This is a genomic window from Lentzea albidocapillata (assembly GCF_000719115.1).
Taxonomy (GTDB): Bacteria; Actinomycetota; Actinomycetes; order Mycobacteriales; family Pseudonocardiaceae; genus Lentzea; species Lentzea albidocapillata.
The window spans coordinates 650,354-668,759 of record NZ_JOEA01000014.1; the positions used below are offsets into that span (position 1 = coordinate 650,354).

The 18,406-nt window shown below is 69.1% G+C and carries 17 protein-coding genes; 2 read left to right on the forward strand and 15 right to left on the reverse strand.

Annotation, left to right across the window (positions count from 1 at the left end; all coding sequences use genetic code 11):
- The first annotated feature begins 38 nt into the window (after positions 1–38).
- The gene (locus IG04_RS45520) at positions 39–383 is read left to right on the forward strand and encodes an ANTAR domain-containing protein (RefSeq protein WP_245816057.1); all 345 of its coding nucleotides are present in this window, start codon (positions 39–41) and stop codon (positions 381–383) included.
- Here the strand turns inward: IG04_RS45520 and treZ are convergent.
- The 7 genes from treZ to IG04_RS0124735 all read right to left on the reverse strand — a co-directional run bounded on the left by treZ (position 302) and on the right by IG04_RS0124735 (position 10,509).
- Entirely contained in the window at positions 302–1,984 is a 1,683-nt protein-coding gene (treZ, locus tag IG04_RS0124705; protein ID WP_030479088.1) for a malto-oligosyltrehalose trehalohydrolase, read from the reverse strand. The two genes, IG04_RS45520 and treZ, sit on opposite strands and share 82 nt — an antisense overlap.
- Complete coding sequence (gene treY, locus IG04_RS0124710; RefSeq protein WP_030479089.1) at positions 1,981–4,059, reverse strand: malto-oligosyltrehalose synthase; 2,079 nt, start codon at positions 4,057–4,059, stop codon at positions 1,981–1,983. Before treY ends, treZ begins: the two co-directional genes overlap by 4 nt.
- Positions 4,059–6,164 (reverse strand): glycogen debranching protein GlgX, encoded by a 2,106-nt coding sequence (glgX, locus tag IG04_RS0124715; protein ID WP_030479090.1) that lies wholly within the window; start codon positions 6,162–6,164, stop codon positions 4,059–4,061. The genes treY and glgX overlap by 1 nt, the downstream gene beginning before the upstream one ends.
- A gap of 676 nt (positions 6,165–6,840) precedes the next feature.
- On the reverse strand, positions 6,841–7,143 hold the full coding sequence (locus IG04_RS0124720; protein ID WP_030479091.1) for a hypothetical protein: 303 nt from the start codon (positions 7,141–7,143) through the stop codon (positions 6,841–6,843).
- 94 nt (positions 7,144–7,237) lie between these two features.
- Positions 7,238–9,052 carry a 4-alpha-glucanotransferase gene (locus IG04_RS0124725; protein WP_030479092.1) on the reverse strand — a complete coding sequence of 605 codons (1,815 nt, stop codon included), beginning with the start codon at positions 9,050–9,052 and terminating at the stop codon, positions 7,238–7,240.
- A gap of 105 nt (positions 9,053–9,157) precedes the next feature.
- On the reverse strand, positions 9,158–9,583 hold the full coding sequence (locus tag IG04_RS0124730; RefSeq protein ID WP_051770627.1) for a RidA family protein: 426 nt from the start codon (positions 9,581–9,583) through the stop codon (positions 9,158–9,160).
- Between the two features lie 14 nt (positions 9,584–9,597).
- Positions 9,598–10,509 (reverse strand): LacI family DNA-binding transcriptional regulator, encoded by a 912-nt coding sequence (locus IG04_RS0124735; protein ID WP_051770629.1) that lies wholly within the window; start codon positions 10,507–10,509, stop codon positions 9,598–9,600.
- A 31-nt stretch (positions 10,510–10,540) separates the two neighbouring features.
- Here IG04_RS0124735 and IG04_RS0124740 point away from each other — a divergent pair, with 31 nt between their 5' ends.
- The gene (locus tag IG04_RS0124740; RefSeq protein WP_030479095.1) at positions 10,541–10,990 is read left to right on the forward strand and encodes a peroxiredoxin; all 450 of its coding nucleotides are present in this window, start codon (positions 10,541–10,543) and stop codon (positions 10,988–10,990) included.
- Here IG04_RS0124740 and IG04_RS0124745 read toward each other — a convergent pair.
- The 8 genes from IG04_RS0124745 to IG04_RS0124780 form a co-directional block, all read right to left on the reverse strand.
- Entirely contained in the window at positions 10,977–11,507 is a 531-nt protein-coding gene (locus tag IG04_RS0124745; RefSeq protein ID WP_030479096.1) for a hypothetical protein, read from the reverse strand. The two genes, IG04_RS0124740 and IG04_RS0124745, sit on opposite strands and share 14 nt — an antisense overlap.
- A 104-nt stretch (positions 11,508–11,611) precedes the next feature.
- Positions 11,612–12,181 carry a TetR/AcrR family transcriptional regulator gene (locus IG04_RS0124750; protein WP_030479097.1) on the reverse strand — a complete coding sequence of 190 codons (570 nt, stop codon included), beginning with the start codon at positions 12,179–12,181 and terminating at the stop codon, positions 11,612–11,614.
- 2 nt (positions 12,182–12,183) lie between these two features.
- Positions 12,184–13,134, reverse strand: coding sequence for an LLM class F420-dependent oxidoreductase (locus IG04_RS0124755; RefSeq protein ID WP_030479098.1), 951 nt, complete (start codon positions 13,132–13,134; stop codon positions 12,184–12,186).
- Between the two features lie 61 nt (positions 13,135–13,195).
- A complete protein-coding gene (locus tag IG04_RS0124760) occupies positions 13,196–13,852 on the reverse strand; it encodes an O-methyltransferase (RefSeq protein ID WP_030479099.1) in 657 nt (218 codons plus the stop codon).
- 13 nt (positions 13,853–13,865) lie between these two features.
- The gene (locus tag IG04_RS44220; protein ID WP_051770585.1) at positions 13,866–14,624 is read right to left on the reverse strand and encodes a hypothetical protein; all 759 of its coding nucleotides are present in this window, start codon (positions 14,622–14,624) and stop codon (positions 13,866–13,868) included.
- Entirely contained in the window at positions 14,621–16,132 is a 1,512-nt protein-coding gene (locus tag IG04_RS0124770) for an HAL/PAL/TAL family ammonia-lyase (protein ID WP_051770587.1), read from the reverse strand. Before IG04_RS0124770 ends, IG04_RS44220 begins: the two co-directional genes overlap by 4 nt.
- A gap of 96 nt (positions 16,133–16,228) precedes the next feature.
- Entirely contained in the window at positions 16,229–16,954 is a 726-nt protein-coding gene (locus IG04_RS0124775; protein WP_030479102.1) for an SDR family NAD(P)-dependent oxidoreductase, read from the reverse strand.
- Positions 16,951–18,399, reverse strand: coding sequence for an AMP-binding protein (locus IG04_RS0124780; protein ID WP_245816056.1), 1,449 nt, complete (start codon positions 18,397–18,399; stop codon positions 16,951–16,953). Before IG04_RS0124780 ends, IG04_RS0124775 begins: the two co-directional genes overlap by 4 nt.
- Positions 18,400–18,406: the final 7 nt, after the last annotated feature.

An 18,406-nucleotide genomic window follows, 5' to 3' on the forward strand; every position in this document is an offset into this window, starting at 1 on the left:
CATGCCGCTGTGACATGACGACGCGAAAGGAGCCGGCGGTGTCGTCCGCGAGAATCACCGCCCTCGAGGCCGAGGTGGCGGGGCTGCGCAAAGCTCTGGTGTCCCGGACTGTCATCGGGCAGGCCACAGGCCTGATCGCCGCACGCAAACCCTGCACACCCCAGCAGGCTTTCCAGCTGCTGGTGCACATCTCCCAGCACCACAACATCAAGCTGCACGTCGCCGCGGACCGGCTGGTCATGGCGTTCGTGCAGGCGTACCTGGGACGGCCCGTCGACCTGGCCGACCAGATGCTGTGGGATCACGTCGACGCGACGACCGCGAACGAGTCCGGCGGGAGCAGCGACGGGTTCGCCGAGGAGGCGAGCAGCACTTCTCCGTGAGGCAGCGGAACGGGGGTCGTGCCGAGGTTCACCACCACGCGGATCGCTCCGCGGTGCAACACGAAGCACTCCCCGTTCTGCGTCACGACGAACCGGTCCAGTCGTGGGTCGGCCAGCTCCGGGCGGGAGCGCCGCAACGCGATCAGGGCCTTGTAGGTCTCCAGGACCTTGCCGTGGTCGCCTTCCCCTGCCTCGTCCCAGCGCAGGCGCGAGTTCTCGACGGTCTGGGGCGACATCGGGTCAGGCACGTCGGACTCGCCCCAGCCGTGCCGCGAGAACTCACGCCGCCGGCCGGTCCGGACGGCCTCCGCGAGCTGCGGGTCCGGGAACGACGCGAAGAACTGCCACGGCGTGGACGCCGCCCACTCCTCCCCCATGAAGATCATGGGCGTGTACGGCGAAGTCAGCACGATTGCAGCGGCACACAACAACTTCCCCGTCGACACGGACGCGGGCAACCGGTCGCCGGTGGCGCGGTTGCCGACCTGGTCGTGGTTCTGCGTGTACGCGAGGAACCGGTAGCCGGGGATCAGCGCGATGTCGACCGGCTTGCCGTGGTGCTTCTCCCGGAACGACGACCAGGTGCCGGCGTGGAAGAACACCTTCTCCAGCGTGTTCTTCAACGCTCCCGGCGCCGCGAAGTCCTCGTAGTAGCCGAAGGTCTCACCGGTCAGCGCGACGTGCATGCAGTGGTGCAGGTCGTCCGACCACTGCGCCTGCAGGCCGTAACCACCGGCATCACGAGACGTCACGAGCCTGGCGTCGTTCAGGTCGGACTCGGCGATCAACGTGAGCGGGCGGCCGACGGACGCCGACAGGGCGTCCACCTCGGCGGCCATCTCCTCGAGGACGTGGGTCGCCCGCTGGTCGGCCAGCGCATGCACGGCGTCGAGCCGCAGCCCGTCGACGTGGAAGTCCCGCAACCACTGCAGCGCGTTGTCGATGACGTACCGGCGCACCTCGTCGGAGCCCGGCCCGTCCAGGTTCAGCCCGGGGCCCCAGTCGTTGCGCCCGGCGAAGTACGGCCCGAACTTGTCGAGGTACGCGCCGGACGGCCCGAGGTGGTTGTAGACGACGTCCAGCAGCACGGCCAGACCACGTGCGTGGCACGCGTCCACGAACCGCTTGAACCCGTCCGGCCCGCCGTAGGGCTGGTGGACCGCACCCCACAGCACACCGTCGTAACCCCAGCCCTCGACGCCGTCGAAGCTGTTGACCGGCATGACCTCGACGAACGAGATGCCGAGGTCCACCAGGTGGTCGAGCTTGCCGATGGCCGCGTCGAACGTGCCCTCGGGCGTGAACGTGCCGATGTGCAGCTCGTAGATCACGCCACCCGGCAGCGCCCGGCCGGTCCACGCGCCGTCGGTCCACGCGAACTCGTGGGTGTAGACCCGAGAGGCCTCGTGCACCCCGCCCGGCTGCCACAGCGACCGTGGATCCGGGTACGCGTGGCCCTCGATGACGAACGCGTAGTCCGTGCCCACCGGGGATTCGGCATCAGAGTGCCACCAGTCGCCGTCGCGCTTCATCTCGTGGTCGAAGCCGTCGACGCGCACGTGCACCGACTCGGGCGTCGGCGCCCAGACGGAGAAGCTCACTGATCCCCCTGCACCAGCAGCGCTACCGGATAGGTGTCGAGCAACGACGCCAGGTCCTCCGTCGCCGGACGCCCGGTGAGGACGTCCGTCCACTTCGTACCCGGCAGCGGCAGAACCGTGTCCTGCCAGCCCTTCTGCTCCAGTCCGACGGGCAGCCGCGTCGCCACCGTGATCACCCCGGACCGTTCGAACGCCAGCACGTGCTCGGCGGCCGGGCCCTCGGCGTGCAGCGGCCGGTAGCCGTGCAGGCCGCGCTTGCGCACGTGCAAAGCCTTCTGCACCACGAGGAGCTTGGCCGCGCCCGAGTCGTCGACCTCCGGCAGCCAGCCGGACTCGATGCGCGCCAGCAGGTCCCGGCGCACGTCGTAGTCGACGGGCCTGCGGTTGTCCGGGTCGACCAGCGAGAAGTCCCACAGCTCGGTGCCCTGGTACACGTCCGGCACGCCCGGTGCGGTGAGCTGCACCAGCTTCTGCCCCAGCGAGTTCGACCAGCCGGGAGCCTTGATCCGTTCGGCGAACGCGACGACCTCGGGCTCGTTCAGCGCCTTCGCCGGCCACGCGGCCACCTCGGCGTCGAACTCGGCGTTCCGGTCGACCCACGAGGTCTTGATCTTCGCCTCACGCGAGGCCTTCTCCAGGTACCGGCCCAGACGGTCCTCGGTGAGCGGCCACGCGCCGACGACCGACTGCCACGCCAGGCGGTTCAGCGTCGGTTCGGAGATGCCGTGCTTCTCGCTCATCGCGGTCTCGAACGCCAGGTAGGCGTCCGGGATCTCCGCCAGCACCGCGAGCCTTGCCCGCACGTCCTCCGAACGTTTCGTGTCGTGCGTCGACAGCGCGGTCATCGCGGCCGGCTCCGCGGACTCACGCCGGGCCGCGCGCTGGTGGAACTCGCTGACGGGCAGGCCGAACCTGTCCGGCGAGCCGCCGACCTCGTTGAGCGCCACGAAGTTCGTGTACCGGTAGAACGCCGTGTCCTCGGTGCCCTTCGCGACGACCATGCCGGACGTCTGCTGGATCCTGGTCGCCAGCTCACCGTGCGGGTCGGCACGAACCTGCTCGTCCAACGCGCGCACGGCGGGTGACCTGCTCAGCCTGACGGCGGTCTCCCAGTACCGCAGGCCTTCCGGCAGGTACGACCGGTACACCGGGAAGTTGACCATCACCTCGGCGACGGCCCGGCACGCCTCCTCGAACTCCACCCCTTCGACGAGGTGCGCGATCCGGCGCACCTCCGCCACCAGGATCGAGTCCGCGACCTGCCGCCGTGAGGCGTGCTCGACCGCGTGGAAATCGCCGTCGTAGGCGTCCGTGGGCGCGATGAACACGCCGCAGATCTCGCGCAACGCGTCGTAGCCCGTGGTGCCGTCGACCGGCCAGCTCTGCGGCAGCGACTCGTCCGGTCCGAGGATCTTCTCCACGACCAGCCAGCCGTCGAAGTGCTCGCGCAGCCGCCGGAAGTAGCCGCCGGGGTCGGCGAGCCCGTCCGGGTGGTCGATGCGCAACCCCGTGACACCCCACGACAACACCGCGCGGTGCGTCGCCTCGAACACCTCGGGGTCCTCGACCCGCACCGCCGCGAGCTCGGTGATGTCGAAGAACCTGCGGTAGTTCAGCTCGGTGTTCCCGCGCCGCCAGTTCGCTTTGAGGTAGTGCTCGTGGACCTCGTCGGGAGCGTCCTCGGCGAGCACGGGCAGCAGCACCTTGCCCGACGACCAGTCGATGTCGAAGTACCGCGCGTACTTCGAGGTCTGGCCGTGCGCGAGCACGTCCTCCCACCACGGGTTCGGCACGACCATGTGGTTCGGCACGATGTCGACCACCAGGCCGAGGTCCAGCGCCTTCAGCCGGTCCTGCAGCGCGACCCGCTCGGCGTCGCCACCCAGCTCCGGGCGCGCGAGAGTCGGATCGGTGACGTCGTAGCCGTGGTTCGAGCCCTCCCGGGCGTCGAGCATCGGCGACCCGTACAGCGCGCCCACTCCCAGGCGCGCCAGGTAGTCCGTGATGCCGGCGGCGTCGGCGAAGGTGAACGACGGGGTGAACTGGACGCGGTAGGTCGAGGACGGCGCGCCCATCAGCCCACCCGCTGCAGCACGACGAGTGACCGCGCGGTCAGCGCCAGCCGCCCGGACGCGACGATCGGCTTCTCGTTACCGCCGACCTCCCCGGTCGTGGTGTCCACGACGACCCTCCACTCAGGACCGTACTCGGGATCGGGCAACGTGACCTGGATGTCCTCGTGGTGCGCGTTGAACGCCATCAGGAACGAGTCGTCGACCACCCGCATGCCGCGCGAGTCGAGGTCCGGGATGCCCTCGCCGTTGAGGAAGACGACGATGCACCTGCCGAAGTCGTCCTCCCAGTTCTGCTCGGTCATCTCCTCGCCCGCCGGCGTGAACCACGCGATGTCGCGCAGCTCCTCGCCCTTGCGGATCGGCCGGCCGGCGAAGAACCTGCGGCGCCGGAACACCGGGTGCGCCTTGCGGAACGCGGCGAGCGCCGAGGTGAACTCGGCCAGCTCGGCGTTGGCCTCCAGCAGCGACCAGTCGACCCACGAGACCTCGTTGTCCTGGCAGTAGGCGTTGTTGTTGCCGTTCTGCGTGCGGCCGAACTCGTCGCCGTTCACGATCATCGGCACGCCCTGCGACAGCAGCATCGTGGCCATCAGGTTGCGCCGCTGCCGCCGCCGGAGCGCGAGGATCTCCTCGTCGTCCGTCGGCCCCTCGACACCGCAGTTCCAGGACCGGTTGTGGCTCTCGCCGTCCTTGTTGTCCTCGCCGTTGGCCTCGTTGTGCTTCTCGTTGTACGACACCAGGTCGTTCAGCGTGAAGCCGTCGTGCGCCGTCACGAAGTTGATCGACGCGTAGGGCCGGCGGCCGTCGTCCTGGTAGAGGTCGCTGCTGCCGGTGATGCGCGACGCGAACTCGCCGAGCGTCGCCGGCTCACCGCGCCAGAAGTCGCGGACCGTGTCGCGGTACTTGCCGTTCCACTCCGTCCACAGTGGAGGGAAGTTGCCGACCTGGTAGCCGCCGGGCCCGACGTCCCACGGCTCGGCGATCAGCTTGACCTGCGACACCACCGGGTCCTGCTGCACGACCTCGAAGAACGTCGCCAGCCTGTCCACGTCGTAGAACTCGCGCGCCAGCGTCGCCGCGAGGTCGAACCGGAAACCGTCGACGTGCATCTCGGTGACCCAGTACCGCAGCGAGTCCATGATGAGCTGCAGGGTGTGCGGCGAACGCACGTTCAGCGAGTTGCCGGTGCCCGTGTAGTCCGTGTAGTAGTGCGGTTCGTCGTCCTCGAGCCGGTAGTACGACTCGTTGTCGATACCGCGCATCGACAGCGTCGGCCCGAGGTGGTTGCCCTCCGCCGTGTGGTTGTAGACGACGTCGAGGATGACCTCGATGCCCGCCTGGTGCAGGGCCCTGACCATGCCCTTGAACTCCTGCACCTGGTTGAGCGGCAACGCCGAGTAGCCGTCGTGCGGCGCGAAGAACCCGATCGTGTTGTAGCCCCAGTAGTTGCTGAGCCTGCGCTCCGCCAGCGTGTGATCGCTGATGAACTGGTGCACCGGCATCAGCTCGACCGCGGTGATGCCCGTCTTGACGAGGTGGTCGATCATCACCGGATGCGCGAGACCCGCGTACGTGCCCCGCAGGCGCGGCGGGATCTCCGGATGGTCGATGGTGAGACCGCGAACGTGCGTCTCGTAGATGACGCTCTCGTTGTACGGCGTCTTCGGCAGCCTGTCGTTCGTCCAGTCGAAGAACGGGTTCACCACCACGGACTTCGACACGTAGGGCGCGGAATCCTCGTCGTTGCGCTCGTCCGGCGACCCGAACTTGTACCCGTACAGCGCCTCGTCCCACGACAGGCCGTTGGAGATCGCCTTGGCGTACGGGTCGATCAGCAGCTTGTTGGGATTGCACCGCAGGCCTCGCGCCGGGTCATACGGGCCGTGCACGCGGTACCCGTAGCGTTGGCCGGGGCCCACGCCCAGCAGGTAGCCGTGGTGGACGAAACCGTCCACCTCCGGCAGCCTCACGCGTGTCTCCGCGCCGTCCTCGTCGAAGAGGCAGAGCTCGACGTACTCCGCGACTTCGGAGAACAGGGCGAAGTTGGTGCCCACGCCGTCGTAGCCGGCGCCAAGCGGGTAGGACCTACCGGGCCAGGGTCGCACAATGCTCCTCGTCACAAAAACTAGTGGTGTGGCCCGGAACGTTGCCGGGGGAATTCGGGGTCAGACGGGTGCATCGTGGTGTCGCCCCCACGTTCTCGTACTGGTAGTACGGGGACGTGGGGGCGGCGCCGCGAGGTGCCCTGCTGAGCATGGATTACCTCGCCAACGTTCCGGGTCGCGCCACTAGCTACCGAAAAGACCATATCCGTGCGGCAACGTCGCGGCATCACGTCGTTGTGGCACGGCAGGCCGGGTTGTCAGCTGATCCGGTTGCCCGGTGCGGGGTCGACGTTTCAAGGCCACCAGCCCACGTGCAGCGGCTCTTCCGGTGTGTCGGCTCGGCCTTCACCGCAACACGAACCGAGGGGGTCTTGGACGACGGGAACCAGGCCACGACCGCACAAGTACCCCGTCGACGCGTTTTGTACTCCTGCCGCCGCCGGAACTCCGCGCGGGGGCTGCGAGGCGCACGCGAACCTCGCGGCACCACGGTGCGCGGGCAACACCCGTACCGGGGCCGGGTTCGGTGCGAACCGGTAGGCCTGGTGGACGATCACACTCGAACCCTACGAGCGGGCACTCACGATTCCGGCCCGCTGCAGCAAGGTTCTCACGAGAGTGGGAGCGGCTTTATTCGATCGTGTGATCGTCACCCGTCGGCGACTACCGGACGCAGTCACACTCCTTCGTGGGCCAGCACCAACTGGCCGCGGGCGGCGGTCAACAATGTGCGGGCTTCCTGGATCTCCACGTACTTCAGGTGTTCACACGCGGCCTGCGCACACGCCAGCGCGTGCTGCAGGGCGGTGTTGTCGTCCACGGGACCAGCGTCCCGCAGCGCGTCACGCAGGGATTCCTCCGCGCGCCGTGCGCCGACGACCGGGTCGCCGAGCGCAGTGGGCCTCACCGAAGCGAGGACCTGCTCGACGGCCAGTTCAAGCACGCCGGTCGATGTCCGCGTGCCCACGGCTGAGCTCATTTGGTACGCCACCTCCAAGAACGTTCGTCTTCCGCCGTCCGGTGACGGCCTTAGGGTACTCCTCAGGTCTATGACCTGCCGTTACGCAAAAGTTTCATCTTCCGCGGCTGCGGAGCGGCCGGGTGATCTCCCGGACGCGGGGGAAGAACTCGTCCAGTACCACCGGCAGGGGGATTCTCCAGTTCGGGTGCTCGTCGATCGTGCCCGGCACGTTCGGCTGCCGGGTTTCCCGCAGAGCGTCCTGAGGTGAAGTCAGTACCAACGCGCAGGGTGCCTGCGCGAGCAGTTCGTGGGCGCCCTCGACCCTGTCGGCGGGCTTGACGCCCTCCTGGCGCATCAGCTCGTCGAAGTCGGGGCCGTCCGGTCCGGCGAAGAACGTCGCCGCGGTCGGCAGGTCGTGCGTCGAGATGCTGGCCATCTGGTTCGGGTTCCACTGCGACGGCGGGACCAGCGGGTGACCCTCGGCGTAGTAGTCGCGCTGGAAGTAGAGGACGGCGCTGGTCAGCATGCCGTTCTCCTGCAACGTCTTCGTGACGATCGGTTCGACCGTGCCGAGGTCCTCGCCGACCACGACCGCGCCCGCCCGGTACGCCTCCAGCGCGAGCACGCCGAGCATGGCGTCCGCGTCGTAGTGGACGTACGTGCCGCGTGACGGCGGTTCGCCCGGCGGGATCCACCACAGCCGCCACAGACCCGCGACGTGGTCGATGCGGATGCCGTCCGCGTGCTGCAGGACGCTGCGCAGCACCTGCCGGAACGGCCGGTAGCCGGTCTCGGCGAGCCTGTCCGGGCGCCACGGCGGCAGGCCCCAGCCCTGGCCGTCCGCGCTGAACGCGTCGGGCGGCGCACCGACCGTGACGTCGATGGCGAACGCGTCGGGGTCGGCGAACGTGTCCGCGCCACCGGGATCGACGCCCACCGGCAGGTCGTGGATGACGCCGACGGCCATGCCGGCCTCGTGCGCGGCGAGCCGGACGTCCTGGAGCTGGCGGGTGCAGAGGTGCTGCAGCCAGGCGTAGAACCCGACCCGTTCGGCGGGTGGGTCTGCGCGGTCGGCCGGCCACCGGCGCCAGTCCTTGCCGTGGATCTCGGCGAGCGCGCAGTAGGTCGCGAACTTCTCGAGTTCGGCGTCCATCTCGACCTCGCCGCCGGGGAAGAGCAGCTCCAGGGCCTGCTTCTTCGCTTCCCACACGGCGTCGTAGTCGATCAGGTCCTGGTTCGCGGGCTTGAGGTCGCGGATGAGCTGCCGGGTGCGCGGGCAGGCCTGCAGGAACTCGGCCGTGTCCGTGACGCGCAGGTACAGCGGGTTGACGAACCGGCGGCTGGTCGGCGAGTACGGCGAGCGCTCGACGGGGTGCGTCGGGCTCGGCGCCTGCACCGGGTTGACCAGCACGACGCCGGCGTCGAGTTCGAGGGACGACCTGCGGGCGATCGTGGCGAGGTCGGCGAAGTCGCCCATCCCCCACGATTCCTTCGAGCGCGCGGCGTAGAGCTGCAGCATCCAGCCCCACGTGCGGGGCACTTCGGGCAGCGTCCTGGGCGCGACGGCGAGCGTGACGGTCTGGTCCTCGGTCACCACGCGGTGCCAGCCGAGTGGCACCGAGTCCGGGACGTGCCGTTCGACGGTGAACGAGGTGCCGTCCTCCAGCTCGATGGTCGCGGGCCCGCTCAGGTCGTACGTCTCGTACTCGCGGATGACGATCGTGGGCGGGAGCTTCCGCTCGGCCCTGCGCCGCTCGACCTCGGCGAGCTCGCGGGCGACCGAGTCCTCTGTGGACGCGTCGACTCCGAACTGGGCGAGGATCTTGACCACGACGTCGCGATCGACCGAGACCTCTTGCTGGTCCGCGTTTTCGTACCGAGTGGCCACGCCCCAAGCGTCCGCCAGCCGCGTCACCGACTCCTCCACAGGTACAAGCTATGTCACAGCTCGGTCCGCATTACCAGAGCAAATGGTCCCTGGTCACCCGATGGGTGCAGGCCGGTTGGGACACACACGCAGAGATGCTTTTACTTAGACATCCGATGCTTCACTCGGAATGGCGACGACGGCCTCGACCTCGACCAGGAAGTCGGGCCCGAACAACGCCGCGACCTGAACCAGCGTGCTGGCCGGGTTGTGCACCTCGCCCAGCGCGGGCCGCAGGATTTCGTCACGCACGGCACGAATGGTCTGAATGTCTGATGCGTCGAGCACGAACCAGGTGAACTTGACGACATCCGACCAGTCGGCGCCGAAACTGCGGATGACGTGATGAAGATTGCTCAGTGCCTGCCGCGTCTGCGCCGCCAGGTCGTCGACCCCGACCACGCAGCCGGCCGCGTCGATCGCCACCTGACCGGAGATGAACGCGAGCTTGCCGGTGACCGCCACGGCGTGGGCGTAGCCGGGGGTGGCCGGCAGCGCGGCGAGCTCGGTCAGGCGTTCTTCGGCGGGCATGGCCGCCACCCTACTCAGGCGACGGGCCCGCTGGAGTTGCGCACGACCAGCCGCACCGGGTGCTCCGCCGGTTCGATCTCCCCGCCCCTGATCAGCGTGAACAGGTCGGCGACTGCCCGCTCCCCCTGCGTCTTCGCCGCCCCCTCGACGGCGGTCAGCCCGACGACGCGGGTGAGCTCCTGCCCGTCCAGCGACACGATCGACAGCTCGTCCGGCACCGCGCGCCCGTCCCGCTGCATGCGCAGGAAGATCCCCACCGCCGCGGCACCGTTCGAGCTGATCACCGCGGTGGGCAGGCGTTCGCCGTCGAGCAGCACGTCGACCACCTGCTCGCCACCGTCGACGGTCGGCGAGCACCACACCGTCCACTCGGGACGCACGGTGAGCCCGGCGGCGACCAGGATCTCGTCGTAGGACTCGTCGACGCCGTCGGCCAGCACCAGGGCCACGTCGCGGTGCCCCAGCCCCTGCAGGTGGGACACGGCGGTCCGCAGCGCGTGGCGCAGGTCGGTGTCGTCGACCGTGACGTGCGGGACCTCCAACGACTCCAGCGCGACCTGCTCCACCGGGGACAACGACATCGACAGCAGCAGCACGCCGTCCACCCGGCGTCCCAGCGGCAGTTCGCCGAAGAACTTCGCGCGCGCGTCCGCGTCACCCAGCACGTAGAGCAGCACGTCATATCCGGCCTGCCGCAACGCGCCCTCCGCGCCCGCCAGCACAGGGCTGACCTCGGATGTCAGCACCGCGATCGCGTACCGGCGGCCACCGGCCAAAGAGGATGCGTCACGCGCGATCGCGTACTTCATCCGCCGCGCGATCTCGCTCACGTGCTGCCTGGTCGCCTCGGACACGCCCGGTTCGCCCCGCAGCGCACGCGATACGGTCGCAGCGGACACCCCTGCGGCCTTGGCCACGTCGGACATGCTGGTCACGGCCCGAGCGTATTGGAGATCCATGAAGCCCGGCGACCTCGCCCCCGACTTCACACTGCCCGACCAGGACGGCACCGACCGCAAGCTGTCGGCACTGCTCGAGGCCGGCCCGGTCGTGCTGTTCTTCTACCCCGCCGCGATGACGACCGGGTGCACCGCGCAGAGCTGCCACTTCCGCGACCTCGCCGCCGAGTTCGAGGAGGCGGGCGCCCAGCGCGTCGGGATCTCGATGGACGACGTGGCGAAGCAGAAGCAGTTCGCCGAGCTGAACAACTTCGACTACCCGCTGCTCTCCGACACCGGCGGCGACGTCGCGGAGCAGTACGGCGTGCGGCGCCGGTTCGGGCCGATCCCGGTCAAGCGGCACACGTTCGTCATCGGCGCCGGCCGCGAGGTCATCGAGGTGATCAGGAGCGAGTTCTCGATGAACGCGCACGCGGACAAGGCGCTGGCGGCACTCAGGAGTCGGTGATCGTCAGGACGCCGTAGGGCCCGGAAGCCTTGCCCTCGCGGACAGTCGCGCCGTCGATCGTGTACCTGCCGTGCACCTCGGCTCCGTCCGGGCCCGCCACCACCACGAGCATCACGGAGTCGGACGCGGGGTCGGCGGGCACCTCGACGGTGCGTGTCCACGGCAGCGTCACGCCCGCCTCGTTGTGGATGGAGGTGCCGACGGTCGCGGTGACGTTGAACGCCTTGCCGGTGCCGGTCACCTCGAACACCACGACCCGCTTCGACGGTGGGGCGGGCGGTTCCGGCCGCGCCACGGGCGGCGGTCCGGGCGGCGGCGGCCCGGGCTCTGGTTCGGCCTGCGAAACGGCGTCGCGCACCGCGTCCACCGCGCCAGGCCCGTACATCACGCCGCCCACCGCCAGCAGCGCGATGATCAGGAGGAAGATCCACGGACCCTTGCGGGTCTTGCGCACCTCGTCGTGCAACGGCGGCGCGACGCCGTACTCCGGTGGCTGGTGTGGTGGCAAGTGCGACATGTGACCCCCTGCTGAGGGAGTCGATCTCGCGCCTCCCGCCGTTACTCAGGAGCTAAGACGCGGCGCGGCACGAAAAGGATCCGTGCGGCACCTCGTGCACTTCGTCATCTCAATCCGGCCAGCACGAAGTCCGCGATCTCCCCGGCCAGCTGGGCGGGCGTCTTCTGGCCGTCCGGCCGGAACCACATGGGCAGCTGGTTCACGACGCCCAGCGCGATCCGCACGACGGTGTCCGCGGGCACGACGGAGCTGAACTCGCCGGCCGCCTGCCCCTTCTCCACGACCGCGAGGAACGTCTCGTGGTAGCGGCGGCGTTCGGCGCGGAAGTCCGTCATCCGGTCCTCGCCGAGCCGGTGCAGCTCCCGGACGAACACCGCCGTCTCGTCGACCCGTTCGGCCGTCGAGGTGACGAGCGACGCCAGAATCTCGCGCACCGTCTCGGCGGCGGACAGGCCGAGGCCGATGATCCGGTCCATGTCGGCGGACTGGGACGTGATCAGCAGCCGGTAGATCTCGAAGAGCAGGTCGTCCTTCGAGCGGAAGTAGTGGTACAGCGCGCCCTTGGTGACCTCGGCGGCCTTGACGATCTCCTGCACCGAGGTCGCGTCGTAGCCCTGCGACGCGAACAGGCGCACGGCCGCATCGATGATCTTCTGCTCGGTCGCGCTGGGCACGGTTATCCCCGGGGTGCGAGCGCGCGTGCCTGCTCGGCCTGGTCGCCCCCGGTCGGGAGCAGCGCGATGATCGGGGTGTCGACGCCGTTGGCCTGGTACTCGGCCACGCGGTCACGGCAGTGGCCGAGCGATCCGTGCACGACCAGCGCGTCCACGACCTCGTCCGGGATCGCCTTCGACGCGGCCTTGCGGTCGCCCGCCGCCCACGCCTCGTGCATCGGCCGCAGCGCCTCGCCGCGGCCGAGCCAGTCGTGGAACGCGGCGTACGCCGGCACGGTCAGGTACGTGCTGATCAGCATGCGTCCCAGCGCCCGTGCGGCATCGGCGTCCTCGGTCGGGCACACGAAGATCCGCGCCGCGAGCTCGGCGTCGCCCAGTTCGGAACGCACCTGGGCCACGTCGGAGGCGGCGAGCCAGTTCGTGATCGCGCCGTCGGCCTCACGACCGGCCAGGCGCAGCATGTTCGGCCGCAGCGCCGCGAGCATGATCGGCACCTTCTCCGCGGGCGGGCGCTCCAGCTTGAAGCCCTTCACCGAGAACGTGTCGTAGTCGGCGGAGACCTTCTCCCCCGCCAGCGCGGCCTTCAGGAAGCGCAGCGTGTCGCGGGTGCGCTTGAACGGCTCCTCGAACGGGATCGCGTTCCAGCGCTGCACGATGGCGGGCGACGACGAGCCGATGCCCAGCACGAACCGGCCGCCGGTCACCTCCGCGAGCGTCGCGGCGGTCATCGCCAGCGTGGCCGGGCCGCGCGTGTAGACGGGCGCGATCGCCGTGCCGAAGCGCAGCTCCGAGGACCACTGCGCGGCCAGGGCGAGCGGCGTGAACGCGTCGGTGCCGGTCGTCTCGGCCGACCACACGTCCGTGTAACCGAGCCCGGCGAGCTCGGACACCAGCGCGCGGTGCTCCAGCACCGGCATACCGATCAGCGGCAGCGTGATTCCCCAACGAGCCATGAACGCCTCCAGTTCAGCGACTTCAGGGCCACCCTACCGACCGGTCGGTATGCCCACAACCTCACCTCTTGCGGGCCATGGTCAGCCCGTCCGCGATCGGCACCAGCACGGACTCGACCCGCTGGTCACTGAGCACGAACCTGTTGAAGGCGTCGATCGCGGCGGCGTTGCCCTCGGGCTGATCGCCGGCCGCCTCGCCGTAGTAGAGGGTGTTGTCGGCGAGCAACAGGCCGCCCTGCCGCACGCGCGGCACCAGCAGGTCCCAGTAGTGCACGTATCCGACCTTGTCCGCGTCGATGAACACCAGGTCGATGACCGGTTCCTCCGGCATCTCGGCCAGCGTCTGGGCGGCCGCGCCGAGCCGCAGGTCGATCCGGTCGCGCACGCCCGCCGCCTGCCACGCCTCCTCCGCGATCGAGGTCCACTCGGCGGAGACGTCGCAGGTGATGACCTTGCCGGACGGGGGAAGTGCCTGCGCGAACGCCAGCGTGGAGTAGCCGGTGTAGGTGCCGACCTCGACCACGGTCTGCGCGCCCGTGATCTTGACCAGCAACGACAGCAGCACCGCCTGCTCGTGCGGGATCTGCATCTCCGCCGAGTCGCCGAGCTCCAGCGTGCGGGCGATGAGCTTCTCCTGCACCGCGCTGGGCCGGCCGGCCTGCTCGCGCACGTAGCGGTAGATCTGCGGGGTCATGACCACGGCCTTGAAGTCGTTCACGCGCGGCCTTCTCTCATAGTCGGGTGGCGAACGTCCTGAGTGTCTCTCCGTACTCCGGGCTCAGCGGGTGTTTCGCGAGGTCGTGACCGATCGCGGACAGAACGGCGGCGCGGTGCGCGCGGTAGCGGCTCACGCACACGTTCTCCCGGCTGACGAGGAAGAACTCGTCGAACCGGGCCCGTTCGGCCTCGGTGGTGAACATGCGCGCACGGCCGGACTCGCGCAGCAGCGACGGGCCGCCGGGCACGAGCCTGCGCATGACCTCCATGTGCGCCACCAGGTTCGCCTTGCTCGCAGAGGTGAGCGGTGCGGCCGCCACGGACCCCAGTGCGGTACGCGCCCGGCGCAGCAGGCCGGGCAGTGGCTCGTGGTCACGTGCCCATCGCCCGCTGAACGCCGGGTCGAACGTCACCATCATCGGCCGGATGACGTCCTCGTACACCTCACGGGAACAACTGCCCGAATAGGCGAGCATCACCGAGTACGCGTCGTATCCAAGCGCAGCGAGGCGGACCAGCTGCGAATCAGGCTCACGTATCAGCCGATCGAGTGAAGCCGAAAGAAACCTCCAGACCAGGAACGCGCCGTGATGGCCGAGGAACCACCGGTGCACGGCGCGCTCGACCGGATCTTCCGGGGTGTCGATGGTGATCGGCAGCTGGAAGCAGCCGGTCGCGCACGGGATCAGTTCCTCCTCCGGCATCGGCAGTCGCAGGACGGGCAGGTCGACCCAGGTGTGCCCCCACCGGGGGAGGCAGACGGGAGCACTCATGAAGCACCCTCCACTTCGGACACGAGACTGTCGAGGACGTCCGCCACCCGGCCCAGCGCGGTGTCGAGCGGCCGGTCCTCGGTGATCGGTGGCACCTCTTGCGCGAGCCGGTCGAACACCGCCGCGAGCCGCGGTCCCTGCGGACGGCGTGCGCCGACGTGCACGGCCTGGCGCAGCCCGATCGCGAGTCCCGCGTGCAGATAACGCAGCAGCCGCGCCTGGTCGAGCGCCGTCAGCGCGGCCTGGGTGCCGAACGGGACGACGTCCTGGTTGTGCAGGTTCGTCGGCAGGCTCTGCACCGAAGCCGGCGTGGCCGCCCTGCGCATCGCGGCGACGGTGGCGGTCGCGCAGAGCTGAACGCCCTGCAGCGCGTGGTGCTGACCGGGCAGCGGACTGAGCATCGGCGGCAACCCGTTGCTGCGGCAGGGATCCACCAGCAGGTCGAGCTGGCGTTCGGCCAGATTGCCCAGCTGCACCAGGGCGACGTTGAGCTGGTCGGCCGCGAAAGCGCTGGGCTGGCCGAAGAAGTTGCCGCCGTGCACGACCTCCCCGGTCTCCGGGAAGAACAACGGGTTGTCGCTCACGCCGTTGAGATCGCGGCGCACCACCTCGCCGGCGTGCCGCACGCTCGTGCCGGCCGCGCCGATCAGCTGTGGCGTGCAACGGATGCTGTACGGCTCCTGCAACGGGCGCGCACCGGATGGCGTACTGCCTTCGAGCCAGGTCCTGATGGACGCGCCCGATTCAGCGACGTCCGGATGCCCGAACGCGGCCAGTAGTCCAACCGAGGTGAACTCGGTGCCGCAACCGAGGACGTCTGTCATCAAGGCGGACAACAACTCCGCCGTCCGGTGCGCCCGAACGGCCTGTGCGACAGCGAGTCCGAGTGCTGCGGCGGTCACCGAAATGCCGTTCACCAGCGCGAGCGCGTCACGCCCGTCCAGCACGAGTTTCTTGAGTCCAGCAAGTGCGAGCGCTTCCACGGCAGGCATCAGCCGCCCCTGGAAGAAGGCGTTCCCGTTACCGCGCAAAGCATGTGCCACGTAGGCGAGCGGCTGGAGATCACCACTCGCACCGACTGAGCCCAAACGTGGTACGGCTGGGGCGAATTCGGTGTCCAGCATGGCAGTCAGCGAGTCCACGACCTGCTCGGACACTCCGGATCGCCCTTGCGCCAACGAGAAAAGCCGCGCGAGCACGGCCGCCCGCGCGACGGCGGGCGGCAGCAGTTCACCGTGGCCGACGATGAGGTGGAAGATGGTGTTGTCACACTGACCGGCACTGTCCGGACGGCCCGCGAACTCGACCAGCGGGCCGAAACCCGTTGTGACACCGTAGATCGCGCGTCCGGACGCGCTGACTTCGAGCACGAACCCGCGGCAGCGCGCGATCCGGTCGCGCACGTCCGCCGGCAGTTCGACGTGCACCGGGTCGCGGGCGAGTTCGAGGTGAGCCGGTTCGAGGTGTTCGGCCAGATTCAGGGCAGCAGGGGATGTTCCGACAGGCACGACGCCTCCTGAGGACTTGGGGAGCCACTCGCGACGATCCCCGTTGACCCGTCGGCGAGGAAGGGCCTTATGTACGCATCAAACGAGGAAAATTTCTCAGCTGTCCTTCGGAGTGATCAAGCCACCGGAGAGATGATCGAACTCTCCGCGCACGATTCGTGCCAAAAGATCGGCCGACTGCTCCACCGGGGTGAACATGCCCGCGGCACGCTGAGACCTCGCCCACTCCGCGATCTTCCGCCGGTGCGGATCGCCGGAGTCCATCGTGGCGCCGCGGCGCATCAGGCCGATGTCGACCATGCCGGGGTCGTAGCTCAGCACGGCGATCGGCCGGTTCTTCAGCTCGACCGCGAGGTTCTCGGTCAGCTTGACCACGGCCGCTTTGGACACCGAATACGCCGTGACGTAAGGCCATCGGTGCACACCGGCGTTGCTGACCACGTTGATCATCCGCCCGCTCGTCATCGTGCGAATGGCGGCGTTCGCGGCGAACGCCGTGCCGCGCAGGTTCACCTCGAACGTGTGCCACCAGTCGTTCTCGTCGACCTGCCACGTCGGACCGACCGGCCCGCCGAGCGCACCGTTGTTGACCAGCACGTCGATCCCGCCGAGGCTCTCGATCAGCTTGGCCGTCGCGTGCGGATCAGCGAGGTCCGCGACGTGGGTCTCGACGGCGACGCCCTGGGCTTTCAGTTCGACTTCGGCGGTGGCGAGCGCCTCCTCGTCGCGGCCGGTGAGGACGAGCTGATGTCCCTGCGCGCCAAGGACACCGCTGAACGCCCTGCCGAGCCCCTTGGCGCCACCGGTGATCAGCACCTTCACTGCGAGGGGTCCTTCAGCAGGCGACGAAGGATCTTGCCTGACACGGATCTCGGTATCTCTCGCACGAACTCAACCTTGCGGATCTTCTTGTAGGGCGCCACCTCCGCCGCCACGAAACCCATCAGTTCGTCCGCCGTGACGTCGCCTTGCGTGACCACGAAGGCTTTCGGGATCTCGCCGTTAACCCGATCGGGCGCACCGATCACCGCCGCGTCCCGAACTGCGGGATGGCGCCGCAACACCGCCTCCAGCTCGGCAGGCGCGACCTGGTAACCCTTGTACTTGATCATTTCCTTGATGCGGTCCACGACGTGGAACCGGCCGTTGTGGACGCGCACCAGGTCGCCGGTGCGCAGCCAGCCGTCCACGAAGGCTTCGCGCGTGGCCCGTTCGTCGCCGAGGTAACCGTCCATGACCTGCGGGCCGCGGATGAGCATCTCGCCCTCCGCCGCATCCGTCGTGGTGCCCGGCTCGACGATCCGCGCTTCCGTGCCGGGACACAGCACACCGACGCTCATGGGATCGGATTCCACGTCGTCGTCGAATGTCTGGTGTGTACCACCGGCTTCGGTGAGGCCGTAGCCCTGGCGGACGGGCGCCTGGAGTGTGCGCTCGGCTTCCCGGCGGACGGTGTCGTCGAGTGGCGCGGCGCCGCAGAGGACGAGCTTGAGGCCGAGTTCCGGGACCGGTTCTGCGTGGTCCGCGATGGCCGCGGCGAGTGGCGGCACCAGGAACGCCCGCGTGACGCGGTGTTCTTCAAGGCGCCGCAAGTAGGTGCCGGCGTCGCTGCGGGGCATGGTGACGAGCGTGGCGCCGCCGAGCAGACCGGAGTTGAGGATGATCGTGAAGCCGTAGACGTGGAAGAACGGCAGGTTCGCGGCGAGGACGTCGGTCTCGTCGATGCGCCAGCCAGGCCGGTGCTGCTCCAGGTTCGCGACGAGCGCGCGGTGACTCAGGCCGACGGCTTTGGTGAGACCCGTTGTGCCGCTGGAGAAGAGGACGACGGCGGTACCGGCGGGGTTTCCCGGTGGGAGCGAATCTGCGTCGCTCGCGGGAAGGTCGTCGAGGTCGAGCGTCTTCGTGACGTTCGCGAGTTCCTTGAGCCGCGCGATCTCCGGCGGCGTGAGCATCGGGTTGATGAGCGCGACCGTCGCCCCCGCAGCCAGGACCGCGTGCAGTCCGACGGCATAGCGCGGCCGGTTCAGGCTGACGATCGCGACGGTGTCACCTGGCCTGATCCCGTTACGCACCAGGCCTTTGGCCGTCGTCTCGACCTGTCGCGCCAACTCGGCGTACGTGAGCGACTCGCCCGTGACAGCGTCCACGAGAGCGAGCTTGTCGTTGTGCCGTGCGCGTTCCAGCACGTGCTCGGGGACGGTGCGTTCGGGAACGGCCACCGCGGGCAGGGGGCTGCGGTAGATCACTGGCTCGGCTCCGGTCTCCACGCCGCCG